At 74.7% G+C, this 18216-nt stretch carries 13 protein-coding genes; 10 read left to right on the plus strand and 3 right to left on the minus strand.

The genetic code is table 11. The annotated features are described in order from the left end of the window. Window positions 1–195 precede the first annotated feature (195 nt). Window positions 196–2478, plus strand: coding sequence for a (Fe-S)-binding protein (locus tag ACIF8S_RS19510; RefSeq protein WP_400000318.1), 2283 nt, complete (start codon window positions 196–198; stop codon window positions 2476–2478). A 193-nt stretch (window positions 2479–2671) separates the two neighbouring features. Here the strand turns inward: ACIF8S_RS19510 and ACIF8S_RS19515 are convergent, their stop codons facing one another. Further along, on the minus strand, window positions 2672–5629 hold the full coding sequence (locus tag ACIF8S_RS19515; protein WP_400000319.1) for an AAA family ATPase: 2958 nt from the start codon (window positions 5627–5629) through the stop codon (window positions 2672–2674). 377 nt (window positions 5630–6006) lie between these two features. Here ACIF8S_RS19515 and ACIF8S_RS19520 point away from each other — a divergent pair, with 377 nt between their 5' ends. From ACIF8S_RS19520 to ACIF8S_RS19530, 3 genes are all read left to right on the plus strand, one after another. Continuing rightward, entirely contained in the window at window positions 6007–6690 is a 684-nt protein-coding gene (locus ACIF8S_RS19520; RefSeq protein ID WP_400000321.1) for a LuxR C-terminal-related transcriptional regulator, read from the plus strand. A gap of 154 nt (window positions 6691–6844) precedes the next feature. Continuing rightward, the gene (locus ACIF8S_RS19525; RefSeq protein WP_215214687.1) at window positions 6845–7489 is read left to right on the plus strand and encodes a DUF4255 domain-containing protein; all 645 of its coding nucleotides are present in this window, start codon (window positions 6845–6847) and stop codon (window positions 7487–7489) included. After that, complete coding sequence (locus tag ACIF8S_RS19530; RefSeq protein WP_400000323.1) at window positions 7486–9573, plus strand: ATP-binding protein; 2088 nt, start codon at window positions 7486–7488, stop codon at window positions 9571–9573. The genes ACIF8S_RS19525 and ACIF8S_RS19530 overlap by 4 nt, the downstream gene beginning before the upstream one ends. A gap of 31 nt (window positions 9574–9604) precedes the next feature. On the opposite strand, the gene ACIF8S_RS19535 is transcribed toward ACIF8S_RS19530, so the two are convergent. Continuing rightward, complete coding sequence (locus tag ACIF8S_RS19535) at window positions 9605–11002, minus strand: ricin-type beta-trefoil lectin domain protein (RefSeq protein ID WP_400000325.1); 1398 nt, start codon at window positions 11000–11002, stop codon at window positions 9605–9607. Window positions 11003–11440: 438 nt separating this feature from the next. Here ACIF8S_RS19535 and ACIF8S_RS19540 point away from each other — a divergent pair, with 438 nt between their 5' ends. The 4 genes from ACIF8S_RS19540 (at window position 11441) to ACIF8S_RS19555 (ending at window position 14235) form a co-directional block, all read left to right on the plus strand. Continuing rightward, a complete protein-coding gene (locus ACIF8S_RS19540) occupies window positions 11441–13030 on the plus strand; it encodes a phage tail sheath family protein (protein WP_400000327.1) in 1590 nt (529 codons plus the stop codon). Window positions 13031–13094: 64 nt separating this feature from the next. After that, complete coding sequence (locus ACIF8S_RS19545; RefSeq protein WP_024886438.1) at window positions 13095–13538, plus strand: phage tail protein; 444 nt, start codon at window positions 13095–13097, stop codon at window positions 13536–13538. Then, window positions 13538–14080: a hypothetical protein gene (locus ACIF8S_RS19550; RefSeq protein WP_400000329.1), complete on the plus strand. Its 543-nt coding sequence runs from the start codon at window positions 13538–13540 to the stop codon at window positions 14078–14080. Before ACIF8S_RS19545 ends, ACIF8S_RS19550 begins: the two co-directional genes overlap by 1 nt. After that, the gene (locus ACIF8S_RS19555) at window positions 14077–14235 is read left to right on the plus strand and encodes a DUF6760 family protein (protein ID WP_199785271.1); all 159 of its coding nucleotides are present in this window, start codon (window positions 14077–14079) and stop codon (window positions 14233–14235) included. Before ACIF8S_RS19550 ends, ACIF8S_RS19555 begins: the two co-directional genes overlap by 4 nt. A gap of 881 nt (window positions 14236–15116) precedes the next feature. On the opposite strand, the gene ACIF8S_RS19560 is transcribed toward ACIF8S_RS19555, so the two are convergent. Then, on the minus strand, window positions 15117–15602 hold the full coding sequence (locus ACIF8S_RS19560; RefSeq protein ID WP_400000330.1) for a hypothetical protein: 486 nt from the start codon (window positions 15600–15602) through the stop codon (window positions 15117–15119). 1702 nt (window positions 15603–17304) lie between these two features. On the opposite strand from ACIF8S_RS19560, the gene ACIF8S_RS19565 reads away from it, so the two are divergent. Beyond that, window positions 17305–17706, plus strand: coding sequence for a hypothetical protein (locus tag ACIF8S_RS19565; protein WP_400000331.1), 402 nt, complete (start codon window positions 17305–17307; stop codon window positions 17704–17706). Window positions 17707–17757: 51 nt separating this feature from the next. Then, a complete protein-coding gene (locus tag ACIF8S_RS19570) occupies window positions 17758–18183 on the plus strand; it encodes a phage tail protein (RefSeq protein WP_024886434.1) in 426 nt (141 codons plus the stop codon). Window positions 18184–18216: the final 33 nt, after the last annotated feature.

The following is an 18216-nucleotide window of genomic DNA, read 5'->3' on the forward strand; positions in this document are numbered from 1 at the left end:
TCACCCGCGAAGGCAACCCTCAGCGATTCAGATCACCCCGTGCCCGGCTACAGTGCGGCCGGAGATGGGGGTAGTCTCAGACGGACTGCATAAGTTACCGCTTAGTAATCTCGGGGAAGCCGGAAGGCAAGTCCCGGTGAAGCCCCCGACAACCCACTCCACACCCTGAACCCCTCGCAGGCCCGAGGAGCCCTCATGCAACTCGCCGCGATCATCGTGTCGCTGGTCCTGACCGTGGTCGGCGTTGCGCTGCTCGCACGCGCGATCGGCCAGTTCGTCCGGCACTTCAAGCTGGGCCAGCCGGTCCCGGCCGGCACCCGGACCGACAATCCCTACCAGCGCAGTGTGACCCTGGTGCGGGAGTTCCTCGGCCACACCCGCATGAACCGGTGGGGCATCGTCGGCATCGCCCACTGGTTCGTCGCCGTCGGCTTCCTGACGCTGCCGCCGACCCTCGCCCAGGCCTTCGGCCAGCTCTTCCAGGCCGACTGGGTGCTGCCGGTCATCGGCGACTTCCTGCCGTTCGAGATGTACATCGAGTTCATCGGTGTCATGACGGTCCTGGGCATCGCGGCGCTGATCGTGATCCGCCTGCTCAGCCTGCCGTCCCGGCCCGGCCGCAAGTCCCGCTTCGCCGGCTCCAAGGCCGGCCAGGCGTACTTCGTCGAGTACGTCATCCTCACCATCGGCCTCGCGATCTACGTGCTGCGCGGCCTCGAGGGCGCCCTGCACCACGTCGACAGCTACTCGGCGTCGTACTTCGCGTCGTACCCGCTGGTGCTGGCCTTCAAGGGGCTGTCGGTCGGCGCGCTGCAGAACCTGGTCTACCTGGTCGCCATGATCAAGGTCGGGACGTCGTTCGTCTGGATGATCGTCGTCTCGCTCAACACCAACATGGGTGTGGCCTGGCACCGCTTCCTCGCCTTCCCCAACATCTGGTTCAAGCGCGAGGCCGACGGCGGGACCGCCCTGGGCGCCCTGCAGCCGATGACCTCCGGCGGCAAGCCGATCGACTTCACCGACCCCGGTGACGACGACGTCTTCGGCGTCTCCCAGGTCGAGCAGTTCTCCTGGAAGGGCCTGCTGGACTTCTCCACCTGCACCGAGTGCGGACGCTGCCAGTCGCAGTGCCCCGCATGGAACACCGGCAAGCCGCTCTCCCCCAAGCTGCTGATCATGTCGCTGCGCGACCACGCGCACGCCAAGGCCCCGTACCTGCTGGCCGGCGGCGGCAAGACCATGGAGGGCGAGGAGAAGGCGTCCGAGGAGCAGCTGGCCGGTGTGCCCGCCGCCGCCCTCGCCGAGGCCGAGCGCCCGCTGATCGGCACCGCCGAGGAGAACGGCGTCATCGACCCGGACGTCCTGTGGTCCTGCACCACCTGCGGCGCCTGCGTCGAGCAGTGCCCGGTGGACATCGAGCACGTCGACCACATCGTCGACATGCGCCGCTACCAGGTGATGATCGAGAGCGCCTTCCCGTCCGAGGCGGGCACGATGCTCAAGAACCTGGAGAAGAAGGGCAACCCCTGGGGCCTGGCGAAGAAGCAGCGCCTGGAGTGGACCAAGGAGGTCGACTTCGAGGTCCCGGTCGTCGGCAAGGACATCGAGGACCTGTCCGAGGTCGAGTACCTCTACTGGGTCGGCTGCGCCGGTGCCCTGGAGGACCGCGCCAAGAAGACCACCAAGGCCTTCGCGGAGCTGCTGCACATCGCGGGCGTCAAGTTCGCGATCATGGGCGGCGACGAGAAGTGCACCGGTGACTCCGCCCGCCGTCTCGGCAACGAGCCCCTGTTCCAGGAGCTCGGCATGGAGAACGTCATGTCCCTCAACGCCGCGTTCGGCGAGGAGATGGACGACGACGGCAAGGTGACCGAGGAGTCGCGCAAGCCGAAGGCGTCGAAGAAGATCGTCGCCACCTGCCCGCACTGCCTCAACACCCTGGGCAACGAGTACCCGCAGCTCGGCGGCGACTACGAGGTCATCCACCACACCCAGCTGCTCCAGCACCTGGTGGACGAGGGCAAGCTGATCCCGGTCACCCCGGTCGAGGGCCTCATCACCTACCACGACCCGTGCTACCTGGGACGCCACAACAAGATCTACACGCCGCCGCGCGAGATCATCGGCAAGGTCCCGGGCCTGCGCAACGAGGAGATGCACCGCCACAAGGAGCGCGGCTTCTGCTGCGGCGCCGGCGGCGCCCGGATGTGGATGGAGGAGCGGATCGGCAAGCGCATCAACAACGAGCGCGTCGACGAGGCCCTCTCCCTCAACCCGGACATCATCTCCACGGCCTGCCCGTTCTGCCTGGTCATGCTGACCGACTCGGTCAACGGCAAGAAGAACGACGGCAAGGCGAAGGAGTCGACCCAGGTCGTCGACGTCGCCCAGCTCCTGCTGGAGTCCGTCAAGACCCCGATCGACCCGGCGGGCGAGGAGGAGACGGAGACGGCTCCCGAGCCGGAACCGGTGAAGTAACACCCCCACGCACCGAAGGGGCCGCCCCGGAAGGGGCGGCCCCTTCGGCGTCCCGGGACTCCGTCAGCCCGCCCGGGCCGGGGGGAGTCACCACGGTCGCCCACGCCCCGCACCCCCGGGGCGGGCGGGCAGCTCACCGGCCCGCCGCGCCCGGTACCACCGCCCGTGCCCTTGCGCGGGCGGTCAGTCGCCGTCAGCTCGCTCGGGCCGGGGGCCCGTAGGGGGACGGGGGGAGGGCCGTGGGGAGTTCCGTGCGGCGGGTGATGCCCAGTTTGCGGTAGGCCGCCGTCAGGTGGGTCTCCACCGTGCGGCGGGCCAGGTGCAGGGACGCCGCTATCTCCGCGTTCGTACGGCCCTCCGCCGCCAGGCCCGCGATGCGGCGCTCGCTGTCCGTCAGCGCGGCCGGACCCGTGCGCGGGGCGCCCGCGCGCCGGGCACCGCCCTCGTGCAGCAGCTCCTCGGCCACCCCGCGCAGCCGGACCGCGCCCAGGCGCTCCGCCCGCTCCACCGCCTCGTACAGGGTCTCCCGCGCCTGGGAGCGCTCCCGAGAGGCGAGCAGCAATCGTCCGTGGGCGATCAGCGCGGCGATCAGCTCGGCGTCGGCCGGAGTCCCCCGCAGCAGCGCGACCGCCCTGCCGGTGAGCCGCAGCCCGCGCCGGCCGCCCGTCGCCTCACCCAGCACCCGCAGCGCGCGCCCCCGCACCCGCGGGGTGTGCCAGACCTCGGCGAGCCGCGCCTCCTCCTCGGCGTGCGCCAGCGCCTCGTGCGGCCTGCCGAGCGCCAGCAGGCACTCGGCGGCGCCCACCCGCCAGGGGGAGGCCACGGACAGGTACGCCTCGCGGGACGCCTGCCGCCGGCCGCACTCCTCGAAGTCCTCCAGTGCCGCCGCCGGCTCCCCGGCCGCCGCGCGCAGCACCCCCCGCGCGTACAGGAAGCGGTGCGTGCGCCAGGAGTCCGGGGCGGTCGGCAGCTCGAAGCCGTCCACGAGCCTGGCGGCCTGCTCCAGCCGTCCCGTCTCCACCAGGGCGATCACGGCCTGCGTGTGCGCGCTCGTGGGCCCGGGCCCGGACGAGCGGATCCGGGGGGTCCGCGCGCTCGGTTCGGCCAGCACGGCGTCGTGGTCGGCGCGGGCCGCCGCGAGGTCCACCCGTACGTCGGTCAGGATGTGGTGCATCGGGTGCAGCAGGAAGGACCCCAGCGGATCCAGCGCCCGCCGCACCAGCTGCTCGGCCTCGTCGAGTTCGTCCGCCCAGTGCGCCACCAGCGCCGCCATCCCGAACAGGAACGGCACGGCGAGCGGGTCGGCGGGTCCGTCGGTGAGCGCGCGGATCCGTTCCATCGCGTCCCGCGAGGAGATCAGCCCGGCCGTCGCCCCGTGCCGTACGGCCAGCATCCGCCGGGCCGCGTCCAGCAGGTCCGGGCCGTCCCCCTCGGGCCCGGGCAGCGGCGCCTCGTGCTCCGGGCGCAGCGCGTCGGGGGTGGCGTCGGACATCAGCACGGCGACCGCGCGCAGCGTACGCACCAGGCCGGGCCGGCCCGCGAGCCGCTGTTCCTCCTCGCGGAGCATCCGCAGCGCCGCCCCGGTCTCCCCGCTGCGGGCGAGCGCCGTGGCCAGGGCCACCATCGCCCGCACCCGGTCCCGGGACTCGCCCGGCAGCCGTACGGCCTGGGCCAGCCGGGCGAGGCCGCCGGACGGGTGCGCGGCGCACTCCAGGGAACCGAGCTGGATCAGCACGGTGGCCCGGCGCACCGGCGCCATGGGCTCGTCCAGGGCGCGCCGCAGGTACGCCACGGCGCAGCGTGGCCGGCCCGCCCGCACCTCCTCCCCCGCCGCCTCGACCAGGACGTCCACCGCCCAGGGCTCGGCCACCGCGGATCCGTGGAACAGGTGCCCGGCGACCACGCCGGCCGGGGCGCCCTCGCCCATCAGCTCCTCGGCCGCCGTGCGGTGCGCCTCCCGGCGCCGGCCGCTGGTCCAGCCGCTGAGCACGGCGTCCCGCAGCAGCGGGTGCGCGTACCGGTGCAGGCCGTCCTCCCCTCGCCGCAGCAGGCCGAGGCGGGTCATCGCGGTGAGCCAGCCGGCGACCCGGGCCGGGTCCGCCTGGGCCATCCTGGCCGCGATCCGCGCCTGGGTGTCGCGGCGCTCGTCGGGGCAGTACCCCGGGCACCAGTCCCGCGCGGGCGCCGTACCGTCCGCGGCCGGGGGGCGCACGGCCCCCGCGTCCGACTCCGCGCTCTCCAGCACGGCCAGGCAGCGGGCGACCCGGGCCGTGGCCCCGCCCGCGCCGGCCAGCCACCAGGAGACGACGTCCGGGTAGGCGCCCGGGTACAGCGCCGCGCAGGTGTCCGGCAGCGCGGCCGGCCGGGCGGAGCCGTCGTCGGCGTTCCAGGACGACAGGTCGTGCAGCAGGGCGCGCAGCAGCAGCGGATTGCCCGCCCCGGCCCGTACGCAGTCGGCCACCCGGTCCGGCGCAGCCTGCGGGAAGGCGGCCCGCACCAGGCCCGTGGCGGCGTCCGCGCTCAGCGGGGCGAGGGTGTGGGTGTGCACGAAGGCCGGGGACAGCCCGTGCGCCAGGCCGGGAGCGGCCGGGTCGATGTCGTACTGGCTGCGCTCGGTGACCACCAGCAGCACCGGCAGGCCGTCGGCCAGCCGGGCCGCCTCGGTCAGCCAGCGGCGTGAGGACGGGTCGGCGGCGTGCACGTCGTCGACCGCCACGAACAGCGGCGTCCGCCGTGCGTACGTCTCCAGCAGCCGCCACAGCTGCGCCCCTCGGGTCCGGCGTCGCTCGGCCGGGGTGGGGCCGGGCTCCGCCTGGGCAGGGCTGTGCGCCGCGGGGGTGTGCGCCGCCGGGGTGTGGGCCGCCGGTGCCTGGGCGGACGCCGCCGGGGCGTCCTGGAGGAAGTCCGCCTCCTCCCCGAAGAGCTGGCGGGCGACGCCCCAGTCCGTGCCCCGGTCCTCAGGGGTGCAACGGGCCCGCAGCACCCGCATCCCCCGGCCCGACGCCTGCTGCGCCGCGGCCCTGAGGAGGGCGGTGCGTCCGGTGCCGGTGGCGCCGCGCAGCAGGACCAGCCGGCCCGATCCCGCACGGGCCCGTTCCGCCTCGGCGGCCAGCAGGCGCAGGACGTCGTCCCGTTCGCTGAGGGGGTCCACTAAGGGCAACGGTTCCTCCTGGGCCGGGCGGATCGTGGTCGGGGGACGGCGGCGGGGCAGCCGGTCCCCTCCTGAAGGACGCGCGCCGGGCCCGTCGGGTGCCCCGACGGGCCGAAGCCGACGGCCTGTTGAGGCAAGAAACGGTAAGAAGGTGTGAATCCCCGCCACGGGTATGGACGGGACGCACCGGGGCGTGATCCACTCCCGCCGAGCCACCGCCCGGCCGCCGTCCCGGCGCGCGGGGCACCGCGTGATCTCGTGGTGCGTCTCGTGGTCCTCCACGATTGCCCGCGTCCCATCCGCCACAGCAGTGTGTGAGCGAAGCGTCGGACGCGGTCGCCCCTGTGGGGCCCGCACGGTCGGGTATGGGGAATCGGTTGCACAGCTCGTTCGGGAACCCGGAGACGGCCACCCCCACGCTCACGCCCACCGGGCCCGGCAGCCGCATCCCCGTGCTGGTCGAGGCCCAGGACCCCATCTCCCGGGCCGGCGCGGCCAGCGAACTGCGCCGCCACCCGGTCATCGAACTGGTGGAGGACGGCCGCCCCGGTCCCGGAACCGTCGCCCTGCTCGTCAACGACCAGCTCGACGAGGACCTGTTGACCCGCATGCGCAAGCTCGTGCGCAGCGACGGCAGCCGTGCCGTGCTGGTGGTGGGCGCGATCCGGGAGAACGAACTGCTCGACGTGGTGGAGTGCGGGGTCGGCGCGATCGTCTGGCGCCACGAGGCCACCGCCCACCGGCTGGTGCGGGCCGTCGTCGCGGCGTCCCGGGGCGACGGGGACCTCCCCGGCGACCTGCTGGGCCGGCTGATCAACCGCGTGGGCACCCTGCACCGCACCTCGACGGGTCACTCCGGCGGTCCCGCGACCGGCCTGACGGCACGTGAGGTGGACGTCCTGCGACTGGTCTCCGAAGGGCTGGACACGGGCGAGATCGCCGGCAAGCTCTCGTACTCCGAGCGGACGGTCAAGAACGTGTTGCACGGAATCACCACCCGGCTGCACCTCCGCAACCGGGCGCACGCCGTCGCGTACGCCCTTCGGGAAGGTTACATCTGACCGTACAGGCAACCGAATTGACCCCTCGGGCAGACCGCCGTGCCCCGGCCCCGCACGGGCCGGGGCACGCCCTCGCGCGCGCCTGGGCACCATCGGGGAAGCCCGGCGGTCCGGCGGCCGGTGAGCCGCGCAACGGCAGAGCAGGAGTACGACGGTGATCCACGAGGTGGACGAGGTCCTCAAGGGCCTCCTGACGAGCGGCGCCCTGACCGGCTCCGGCATCGAGGTGTCCCTGGACGCCCCGACCCGGGACTGGGCGGCCCGCCGCAACGCGCCCACCCTCAACGCCTACCTCTACGACATCCGCGAGGAGGTCTCCCGGCGCGAACGCGGCACCGTCCCGGTCACCGACGGCAGCGGCCAGGTGGTGAAGCGCCGGATGCCCCCGCGCTGGTTCCGGCTGTCGTACCTGGTCACCGCCTGGACCCGGCAACCCCAGGACGAGCACCGCCTGTTGTCGGCCTGCATCGCCACGCTGCTCCCCCGCGAAATCCTGCCGCCCGACGAACTGCCGCCCACCCTGGCCTCCCTGGGCCTGTCCATCTCCCTGTCCGTGGCCGGCACGCAGACCGAGTCGCGGTCGCTCGCCGAGATCTGGTCCGCGCTCGGCGGGGAACTCAAGCCGTCCCTCGACCTGGTGGTGCTGGTGCCCTTCCCGTCCTACCCCGAGTACGACGCCGGGCCGCCGGTCACCGAGGGCGCGGTCGTCCGGGTCCGCTCCGTCGACGGCGTCCAGGACGACGCACCCGGCCGCCACCACCGTCCGCACCACGTCGAGCGGGGGCGGCGCACCCGGTGAACGGCCCGCTCCACGACCCGGCCGAGGCGCTCCTCACCCGCGTCACCTGGCTCCGCGAACGCGTCGCCCGGCTGGTCGGGGACCGCTCCGCCGGCGACCCGACCGCCGGCGACCCGCTCCGCGGCCTCTACCTCGACGAGAACGCCGTACGGCACCACCTGAACGCCGCCCCCCTCCCGGCCGCCCCCGACGAGCCCGCCGACGACGAGCCCCCCGGCGACCGGCTCGGCCCGCTCGTACGGCGGCTCGGCCTGCGCCCGCTGGAGGCCGCCGTGCTGCTCGCGGCGCTCGCCCCGGACCTCGACCGCTCCTTCGAGCCGCTGTACGGCTACCTCAACGACGACGTGGGCCGCCGCCGCGCCACCACCGGACTCGCGCTCGACCTGTGCGGCGCCCCCGTGCACCGTCCCGAGGCGCGTGCCGTCTTCCACCCCTCCGCGCCCCTGCGCGCGCTGGCCCTGCTGGAGGTCGAGGAGCCGGAACGCCCCTTCCTCAGCCGCTCGCTGCGCGTCCCGGGACGGCTCGTCGCCCATCTCCTCGGCGACGACACCCCCGACGCGTCCCTCACCGGACGGGTCCGCCCGCTCACCCTCCCGGCCACCGCCGGAACACCCGGCGACGGCACCTTCACCGGGCGGCTCGCCGCGCGGCTCGCCGAGGAACCGCTCACCGTCTACCTGCGCGAGCACCGCGAGGGCGAGGGCCTCGCGCACGCGGCGCGCGCCCTGCCCGGCGGCGCCCTGCACTACACGCCCAGGGGCCCGCACGCCGACGAGCCGCTGCCCGCGCTGGTGCGCGAGGCCCGGCTGCGGAACCTCGCGGTGGTCGTCTCCGCGCTCCCGGACGACCCCGGGGCACTCGTGCGGGCACTGTCGGTGCCCGATGTGACCGTGGTGTTCACCGGCCCCCGGCCGTACGACCCGCAGTGGTGCGACCACGATCCGCTCGTCCTGGACGCCCCCCGGCTGGGCGCCGACGCCGTACGCACCTGGGCCGCCGCCCTGGACGACGGGGACGACGCGGACCACTCCCCCGCCCTGGACGACGGGGACGGCACGGATCACTCCGCCGCCCTGGGCGACGGGGACGGCACGGATCGCTCCGCCGCGCGGACGGACACCCTCGGCTTCGACCTCGCCGCGACCGTCGCCTCCTACCACCTGAGCACCGACCGGGTGGCGCGGGCCGTGCGGGCCGCGCGGGGCCTCGCCGCGTTCGACGGCACCGCCCTCACCCCCGCCCACCTCCGGCTCGCGGCGCGCCAGCAGTCGACCTCCGGTCTGGAACAGCACGCCCGGCGCATCCGCCCCGCGGTCACCTGGGACGACCTGGTGCTGCCCGAGGCCCCCCTCGCGCAGCTGCGGGAACTGGCCCGGCGGGCCCGGCTGCGCGACCGGGTGCTCGGCGACTGGCGGCTGAGCGCCGGCGGCGGCCGGGGGCGCGGCGTGCTCGGTCTGTTCGCGGGCGACTCGGGCACCGGCAAGACCCTGTCCGCCGAGGTCGTCGCCGCCGAACTCGGCCTGGACCTCTACGTCGTACGGCTGTCGTCGGTCGTGGACAAGTACGTCGGCGAGACCGAGAAGAACCTGGAGCGCGTCTTCTCCGAGGCGGACCGCACCGACGCGGTCCTGCTCTTCGACGAGGCGGACGCGGTGTTCGGCAAGCGCTCCGAGGTCAAGGACGCGCACGACCGGTACGCCAACATGGAAAGCGCCTACCTGCTCCAGCGCCTGGAGTCCTTCGACGGCATCGCGCTGCTCACCACCAACCTGCGCGCCAACATCGACGAGGCGTTCACCCGGCGGCTCGACCTGGTGGTCGACTTCCCGTTCCCGGACGCCGACCAGCGGCTCGCGCTGTGGCGGCACAGCCTCTCCCGCGTGCCGTGCGCGGACGACGTCGACGCCCGTCAGGTCGCACGGGACTTCGAGCTGGCCGGCGGTTCCATCCGCAGCGCCGTGGTCACCGCCGCCTACGCGGCGGCGGACCGGGGCGGGCCGGTCACCACGGCCGACCTGCTGGAGGGGGCGCGGCGGGAGTACCGCAAGGCGGGGCGGCTGGTGCCGGGCGAGGGCACCTGGTAGCCGCCCCGGCCGGGGCGGGTGCGGCGCCGCGTCAGGGCGTCCGCACCTGCCACTTCTGGTTGGGCGTGCCCCCGCACGTCCACAGGTGCAGGCCGGTGCCGTTGGCGGTGCCGCTCCACATGGCGTCCACGCACTTGTCCGCCTGCGGGTTGACGAGGTCCGCCGCACCGCTCATCACGAAGTCCTGCGCGGGGTTGGTGGTGCACCGGGCGAGCTGGATCAGGGCGCCGTCGTCCCGGGAGCCCCAGGCCACGTCCATGCACATGCCCATGGAGCGCACGCTCGCGTCGTCCAGGAACTCCCACCGCTGGTTGGGGGCCTTCGGGTCGCAGTCCTGCAGCACCAGACCGGTGCCGTCCTGCGCCTTGCCCTTCTTCAGCGGGACGGTGACGCACCGGTCGGACCCGACGCCCACGATGAAGTTGCCGACCAGCGGCTGCGACTGGGACTGCTGCTTCTGGCCGCCTCCGCCGCCACCGCCGCTGCCGGAGGCGGGCTTCTCCTCCTCCTTCTCCCCGGAGCCGCCGCTGTCCGGGGCCCCGCCGGTGTCGGCGGGCTTCTCCTGCTGGGGCGGCTGCTCCGGCTGCGACGCCCCGGCACTCGGCAGGGTGATCGGCGCGGACACCGAGGGGTCGGGGGCGGGGATCGCGGCCGCCTCGGTCTGCGCCGTCTTCTCGGTGGCCAGGGACCGCACGTCCGGCTTGTACGTCAGCCAGATCACGACGAACGCGACGGCCAGCGCCACCGTCATCCCCAGCACGGTGGCCAGCCAGCCGGGCAGGAAGCCACGCTGGACGAACGTGCCCTCCACGCCCAGCGGGTCGACGCCCGACCGCTGCACGGTCAGCGTGTAGGGGCGCTCCTGCTTCGAGCCGAACCAGATGATCTCCCGGGGCTTCAGCCGCGCCTTGACGAACGCCGCGCGTCCGGGCTCGATCTGCACGTTGCCCGGGTCCAGGTCGAACGACAGCTGGTCGCCGTTGTCGCTCCCGCCGAGCGACGCGGTCACCTTGGTGTTGCCGACGTTGTCCACCGCGAGCACCGGCTTGCCCCGCAGCCGCCCCTTCACCACCGGCGGCACCAGCTCGGCCCGCACCTCGGTGAACGGCGTGACCGTCACGTTCCCCTCGGGGACGGTGGTCGCCTCGGGGTGCTCCGTCGGCGTGATCCGCACCGCGTACGGGTGCGGTCCGGCCGCCGCGTCCGGGGTCCGCGGGATGGCGAAGGACACCTCGACCGTCCCCGTGGTGCCCGGGTACAGCCGCAGCGACGGCGGCTCCACCCGCGCCCACGGCGCGAGGTCGCCCACCGGCTCGAACCGGTACTCGTCCACCACGTCACCGGTGTTGCGCACGCGCAGCCGCACCGTCGTGCCGGCGCCGGGGTCGACCGTCGTCGACGCCGGCTCAAGAGAAGTCCATAGGCTCACGCATCGACGCTACGGGCTTCCCCGGAGACCGTCAGGAGCCCCGGGGGCAGCGTCAAGTGCCCTGCCAGGCCCACTTCTTGCCCCCGCCCGCGCGTCGGCAACCGCCGGCCCCCGGGTCAGATACGGGAGTCGCAGCCGACTCCCCCGGCCCTGGGGACCGGACCGGACGCGAAACGGGCGTCGGCACCACCGAACCCCGGGCTCAGGTGCCGGAGTCGCAGCCAGAGCCGGCTCGCCGCCCCGGGGACCGACACACGTCGGTGCGTGGGCTGCCGGGCCGTCGCGGGACGGGACATGAGCGGGCGGGCAGGCACGGCTCAGCTTGCCCTTCCGGGCAGCGGCCGTGCCCCGGGCACGGCACTCGCAGCCGTTCCGGCCGGCGCGCTGCGCGCGCGAAGGTGCGTACAGACCTGACTCGTACCCCGAGGAGAGCAGAGCATGCCGTCCTACCTGTCGCCGGGCGTCTACGTCGAGGAGGTGGCCAGCGGCTCGCGCCCCATCGAAGGAGTGGGCACATCGGTGGCGGCCTTCGTGGGGCTCGCCCCGACCGGCCCGCTGAACGAGCCGACCCTGGTCACCAACTGGACCCAGTTCGTCGCCGCCTTCGGAGCCTTCACCGACGGGTACTACCTGGCGCACTCCGTCTACGGCTTCTTCAACAACGGCGGCAGCGCGGCCTACGTGGTCCGCGTCGGCGGCGCCCCCGGCGGCGTGTCGGGCGAGGCGTCCGGCGCGCCCGCCGAGGTGAACGGCGCGGCCCCGCGGGCCGCCCTGCCCTCCGGGACGCCGCAGCAGCTCGGCACCTTCACCGTGACCGCGGTGGCCGCCGGGTCGGGTGCGCTCAGCGTCGAGGTGTCCGACCCCGAGGGCGAGGGCCCCGCCGAGCGGTTCCGGCTCACCGTCAAGGACGGCGACCGGCCCGTCGAGACCTTCGACGTCAGCGCCAAGAAGAGCAGCCGCACCTACGTCGTCACGCAGGTGAAGGAGCGCTCGAAGCTCATCACCGTGCAGGAGGCGGCCCCCGCCGCGCAGCTCGCGCGCCCGGAGAACCAGACCGTGGCGCTCGTCGCCCCGGCGCCCGCGCCCGCCGTCCCGGCCGCCACCGAGGATGCCGGCCGGCCCGGCCCCGCCCAGTACGTCGGTGACTCGGCGGACCGCACCGGCTTCGGCGGCCTGGAGGCCGTGGACGAGATCTCCATGGTCGCCGTCCCCGACCTGATGGCCGCCTACCAGCGCGGCGACATCGACCTGGAGGCCGTCAAGGCCGTCCAGCTCGGCCTGATCGCGCACTGCGAGCTGATGGGCGACCGCGTCGCCGTCATCGACCCGCCGCCCGGCCTCAACGCCCGCGACATCCGCGTGTGGCGCCAGGAGACCGCCGGCTACGACTCGAAGTACGCCGCGCTGTACTACCCCTGGATCAAGGTCTTCGACCCGGCCAGCGGCCAGAGCCGTACCGTCCCGCCGAGCGGTCACATCGCCGGCATCTGGGCCCGCAACGACTTCGAGCGCGGGGTGCACAAGGCGCCCGCCAACGAGGTGGTGCGGGGCGCCGTCGACCTGGAGCTCCAGATCACCCGCGGCGAGCAGGACCTGCTCAACCCGGTGGGCGTCAACTGCATCCGCGCCTTCCCCGGCCGCGGCATCCGCGTGTGGGGCGCGCGCACCCTGGCCTCGGACCCGGCCTGGCGCTACCTGAACGTCCGCCGGTACTTCAACTACCTGGAGGAGTCGATCCTGATCGGCACCCAGTGGGTGGTGTTCGAGCCCAACGACCACCAGCTGTGGGCCCGGATCCGGCGCAACGTCTCCGCCTTCCTCGTCAACGAGTGGCGCTCGGGCGCCCTCTTCGGCGCCCGTCCGGAGGAGGCGTTCTACGTCAAGTGCGACGAGGAGACCAACCCGCCGGAGTCCGTCGACCTCGGACGGGTCATCTGCGAGATCGGCATCGCGCCGGTCAAGCCCGCCGAGTTCGTCATCTTCCGGCTGGCCCAGTTCTCCAGCGGCAACGGCGAGCTGGAGGAGTAGGGGGGTCCCCCGCACTCCGCTCTCCCGCGAACTCCGCCCCTCCTTGCGAAAGAAGTAACGACAGATGAGTCTGCAGCCGGGTGACGCCCTCACGTCACACAATTTCGGCCTCCAGATCGACGGTGTGATGGTCGAGTACCTCGCCGAGGTCAGCGGCCTCAGCATCGAGCAGGACGTGATCGAGTACCAGCAGGTCTCCGCCCAGGGCAAGCCCGTCACCAAGAAGATGCCGGGCGTGAAGAAGGCCGGCACCTGCACGGTCGTGCGCGGCATGACGCAGTCCGCCGCGTTCAACCAGTGGATCAACGAGTCGGTCAACGGCGCGATGGGCACGGCCCGCAAGAACGCCACCATCATGGTGATGGACTACCAGAACAATCCGGTCAAGCGGTACAACATGCGCAACGCCTGGTGCAGCAAGATCGACACCAGCACCGTGAAGGCCGGCGAGGCCTCCGCGCTGACCGAGACGGTGACCATCACGTTCGAAGAACTGGTCATCGAGTAATGCGCCGCACCACCGCCCGGCCGGGAACCCTCCCGGCCGGCCCCGCGCCCGCCGACGGGGCCGCCGCCGCCCAGGGGCCGTCCACGGACGCCCCGGGACAGCCGGAGCAGGCCGCGGCCGGCCCCGTCGGCGCGGGCCCGGCGGCGTCCGCCGCCCCCGCGGGCGGTCAGGCACTGCGCACCGAGTTCCCCTTCGAGCTGCCCCGCGGCTACGTCGACGAGTCCGGGACCGTGCACCGGCACGGGGTGATGCGGCTGGCGACCGCCCGGGACGAGCTGGTGCCGCTGCGCGACATACGGGTGCAGGAGAACCCGGCGTACCTGTCGGTGGTGCTGCTCGGCCGGGTCATCACCCGGCTGGGCACGCTCCCGATGGTGCACGACGGGGTCGTGGAGAACATGTTCGCCTCCGACCTGGCGTTCCTCCAGGACTTCTACCGGCAGGTCAACGCCGAGGGCCACACCCGGGCCGGCGTGACCTGCCCCCACTGCGAGCAGCCGTTCGAGGTCGAACTCGGCGGGAGCCGCCTGGGGGAATCGTGACGTACGCGACCGACCGGCTGCACGAGGAGATCGCGTACATCGCCTACCACTTCCACTGGAGCCTGGAGAACATCCTGGACCTCGAACACGGTGACCGCCGCCGGTACACGGAGCAGATCACCGCACTCGTCACCCGCGCCTCGGCGGAGGGCTGACGGGGTATGGGATTCCTCGACCGGCTGTGGAGGAACGCGAACGACGCGAACGCGGCGGGGCGGCGGGGCACGGATGCCGCGCCCGCTCCGGCCGCGTCGCCCGGGTCCGTCGCGCCCACGGGGTCCTCGCACTCCGTGGACGCCGGGGACGCCGGGGACGGTACGGCCGTGTCCGGGGCGTCCGCGCGTACCGCCGCGTGGCCCGGGCTGCCGCCGATCCAGCGGGCCACCGCCCGGCCGTCGTGGCCGGTCGCCGACGCCGGGTTCGGCGGCAGGCTGAGCACCTGGCAGAACCCGGCCTTCGCGGGCACGCTCTCCCACGCCGTGCTCGACGGCGCGCCCGGCGGGCTGGTCGAGGGCGTCCTCACCACCTCGGCGCGTCCCTCGCCGGGACTTGAGCTGCCCACGCTCTCCCTGCCCGTCGCCGCGCCTCCCGGCGAGCCGGGTCCCGGTCCCGGGTCTTCAGGCGACGGCCCGGACCTGCCGCCGGTGCAGCGCGCGGCAGTGCCCTTCACCGTCACCCGCCCCGCGGGCCCGTCGGTGACCCCCGCCCCCGCCCCGGCTCCCCGGCGGTCCGCGTCCCTGACCAGGACGCCGGCCCCGGTGGCAGCGGTGCAGCGACGGTCCCTGCCGGTCGCGCCGGGCCGGAGCACGGGGGGCTCCGGTGCGGGGGTGGCCGGTGCACCGGCCGTCTCTTCGTCCGGCCCGGCTGTCTCTCCAGCCGGTCCGGCGGTCACTCCGGCCAGTTCGGCGGCCACTCCGGCCGGTCCGGCTGTCGCGTCGTCCGGTGCGGCGGCCACTCCGGGCGGTCCGGCGGCCACTTCGTCGGTCGCGGCTGCTACTCCGTCGGCTCCGGCCGAGGTGCCGGGCGGCCGGTCCGGTCAGGGCGGTACGTCCTCCACACCGCGTCGTCGGCCGTTGCTGGGGGCACCGTTGACGGCTCCGCCGTCGGCGTCGGCCGAGCCCCGGGGCACGGCGGCTTCGAGGGCTGCGGGGAGCACGGGTCCTTCGGTGCAGGCGGCTCCGTCGGTGCAGGCTGCTCCCTCGGTGCAGGCTGCTCCCTCGGTGCCGTCGGTGCCGTCGGTGCCGTCGGTGTCGGCTGCTTCGGTGCCGCCGGTCTCCTCGGCCTCTTCGGCTTCTTCTCCTTCTCCGGCTTCTTCGGCTTCTCCGAAGGCGGCGGCGCCGGTTCCTCCGGTGAGCCCGTCCGCGCCGGTGTCCTCGGCCCTCTCGCCGTCCTCGACGTCGTCCGCTCGTCCCGCGTCCTCCGGATCTCCGGTCCGCCCGTCCTCCTCCGCGAGGCCGGCGTCCCCGGAGTCCGGCAGCCGTGCGGGTGGGAAGGAGCCCGTGGTCCAGCGGGCCGCCGTCACGTCCGCACCGTCGCCGTCCCGTACGTCCGAACCGCACGCGAGCGCCGTGGAGGCTCCGGAGGAAGCGGCACCGGTACCGGTGTCTCCCGCCCCGGCGCCTGCGGTGCGGCCCCTGACGCCGACCCGTGCGCTGGCCCCCTCCACGCCGTCCGCCCTGTCCCCGGTGGCCCCGCATCTTCGGCCCGCACCCGCGGCCGTACCCCTGCGGCAGACCGCGCCCGCCGTGCAGCGACGGGCGGCCCGGTCCGGCGGGGGTGCCCCGGGCGCACGGCAGCCCGAGCCCTCCGGCCCGTCCGGTGGCCCAGCGGCCCCTGTCGAGTCGGCACCGTCGGCACGTCCTTCGGTCACGCCGGTGCCGTCGGCCGGGACTCCGACCGTGCAGCGCGTGCCGGTCGGGCCGCCCGCGAGCACCGGGCAGGCTTCCGGCGCCGGAGGCGGCACACCCGTGTCCACGCCGACGCCCGCTCCCATAAGTCCGGTTCCCGTGACCGCCGTTCAGCGGCTCGCCCGGCCCGGCTCCACCACACCCGTCGCCCCACTGCGGCGGATCCCGACGGCACCGGCGCCACGGGCCATGGACGCATCCGCGCCTCCGGGTGCCGCGCCCACGCCCCCCGTTCCACCCCTCCCCACCGCTCCCTCTGTGAGCAACGTCCCGGCAGCGTCCGGCGCCCCTCGGCCCGCCCCCGTCCCGGCTCCCGATGCCGCCCCCGTCCAGCGGGCCGGCGTCCCGGGCACGGCTCCGGGCGCTCCCGGTACGACCGCTCCCCAGGCCGCCCCCGCCGTGACCAAGCGGGCGGCGCCCAGGACCCGGCCCCAGGCCGCCGCCTCCGTGCCCGCGGCTCCCCTCAACAGCCAGGCTCCGCAACGCCGTACGCCCTCCGGGGAAGCGCCGAGGCCCGTGCCGGGCCGTACCGTGCTGCCGCCGCTCGGCTCCACCTCCGTCGCCGTACCGAGGCCGGGCGGCACCACCCCGTCGCCCGCCGCGCCTGCCTCCACGTCCGCGCCTGTCGGACCCCCCATCCAGCGGCTCACGGCAGGACGGCCCACCGCTCCGGCACCGTCCGGGCCCACCGCGCCCGTGGCCCGGCGCTCCGCCGCCCCCGCCCCGGCTCCCCGTACCGAGACGACGAGCACCTCCGTGCAGCCCCACACGCCGACGCCCACCCCCTCGTCCGCCGCCGCCCCACGCACCGGCACCACCCCCGCCGTACGCCCCGGACTCGGCGCACCCTTGCAACGCAGCACCGCACCCGCACCCACACCCGCACCCACACCCACGCCCGCGCCGACTCCCACCCCTGCGAGCGCCCTGACCGCCCCCGTGTCCGCGCCCCCGGCGAAGTCCGCACCGCCGCTGCCCAGTTCCACGCCTCAGCACCCCCTGCCACCGGCCCGGCAGGTCCCGCAGGCCCCCGCCCCCAGCCGGCCGGTCACCACCACCCCGGTCCAGCGGGCCGCCACCGCATCCCACGCCACCCCGCTCCAGCGCCCCACCACGCCGACCCCGACCCCGGTACCCGCACCGACGCCGGCCCCGACGCCCCCGCGTCCCGCAGCCGCCTCGCCCGTCCCCCTCCGTGCCCCCGTCACAGCCGCCCCGGTGCTTCCCGCGCCGACCGCTGCCTCCGCACCCACCACCCACCCGGCACCGCACGCACAGCCCGCACCGCACGCACAGCCCGAACGACCCGCCCTCCCCGTGCAGCGAGCGACGCCCACGCCCCCCGCCCCGGCGTCAGCCTCCTCCACGCCCTCGTCGCCCCCACCGCTCTCGCCTCCCCCACCACCCCCGATCCAGCGCACCTCCGCGCCCACCACCGCGCACCCGGCCGCCCCGAAGCCGCCGGCCCCGGTCACCCCGCCCCCGCAGGGGCCCCCTCCGCCGTACGACCCGGGGCCGCCCCCGCCGTACAGCGCCCATGACCCGCACCCGAGGGCCGGGGGCCCGCGCGGTGGGCCGCCGTTCGACCCGCGCGCGCTGACCGACGGGCAGCTCGACGAGCTGACGCACCGCCTGGTCGGCCCGCTCACCCGCCTCCTGCGCACCGAACTGCGGATGGACCGGGAGCGCATCGGCAGACTCCGCGACCCCCGCGCCTGACCCGCGACCGGCACCCCGCACCCGCACCCGCCCGCCCCGAAAGGCCCTCCGATGCCCAGCGATCTCGATCCGGGATCCACCATCTTCTTCACCCTCACCATCGACGGTGAGAGCCTCGGCGCGTTCAACGGCTGCGAGGGTCTGGCGTCCACGGTGGAGGTCGAGCAGTACCAGGAGGGCGGCAACAACGGGTTCGTGTGGCAGCTGCCGACCCGGGTCACCTTCTCCACCATCCGGCTGACCCGCCCGCTCACCCCGGACACCTCGAAGGTCGCCGCCTGGATCTCGTCCGTGACGACCGGTGTCACCCGTCCCACCGCCCAGATCTCGGCGCTGCGCGCCGACGGTTCCGAGGTGGCGCGCTGGGGGCTGATCGACGTGCTGCCGGTGAGCTGGCAGGGGCCCTCGCTGGACCCGGCGAACCCGGGCGTGGCCACGGAGGTCCTGGAGATCGCCCACCACGGCTTCACGGACTGACCGCGGCGGACCACACCCCCACCCCGCACGCAC

It is taken from the genome of Streptomyces sp. NPDC085937 (assembly GCF_044540535.1).
Taxonomy (GTDB): Bacteria; Actinomycetota; Actinomycetes; order Streptomycetales; family Streptomycetaceae; genus Streptomyces.

Coding starts and splice junctions, on each gene's coding strand:
- ACIF8S_RS19540 (WP_400000327.1), top strand. CDS start 11,441: ATGCCGTCCTACCTGTCGCCGGGCGTCTACGTCGAGGAGGTGGCCAGC.
- ACIF8S_RS19545 (WP_024886438.1), top strand. CDS start 13,095: ATGAGTCTGCAGCCGGGTGACGCCCTCACGTCACACAATTTCGGCCTC.
- ACIF8S_RS19550 (WP_400000329.1), top strand. CDS start 13,538: ATGCGCCGCACCACCGCCCGGCCGGGAACCCTCCCGGCCGGCCCCGCG.
- ACIF8S_RS19510 (WP_400000318.1), top strand. CDS start 196: ATGCAACTCGCCGCGATCATCGTGTCGCTGGTCCTGACCGTGGTCGGC.
- ACIF8S_RS19570 (WP_024886434.1), top strand. CDS start 17,758: ATGCCCAGCGATCTCGATCCGGGATCCACCATCTTCTTCACCCTCACC.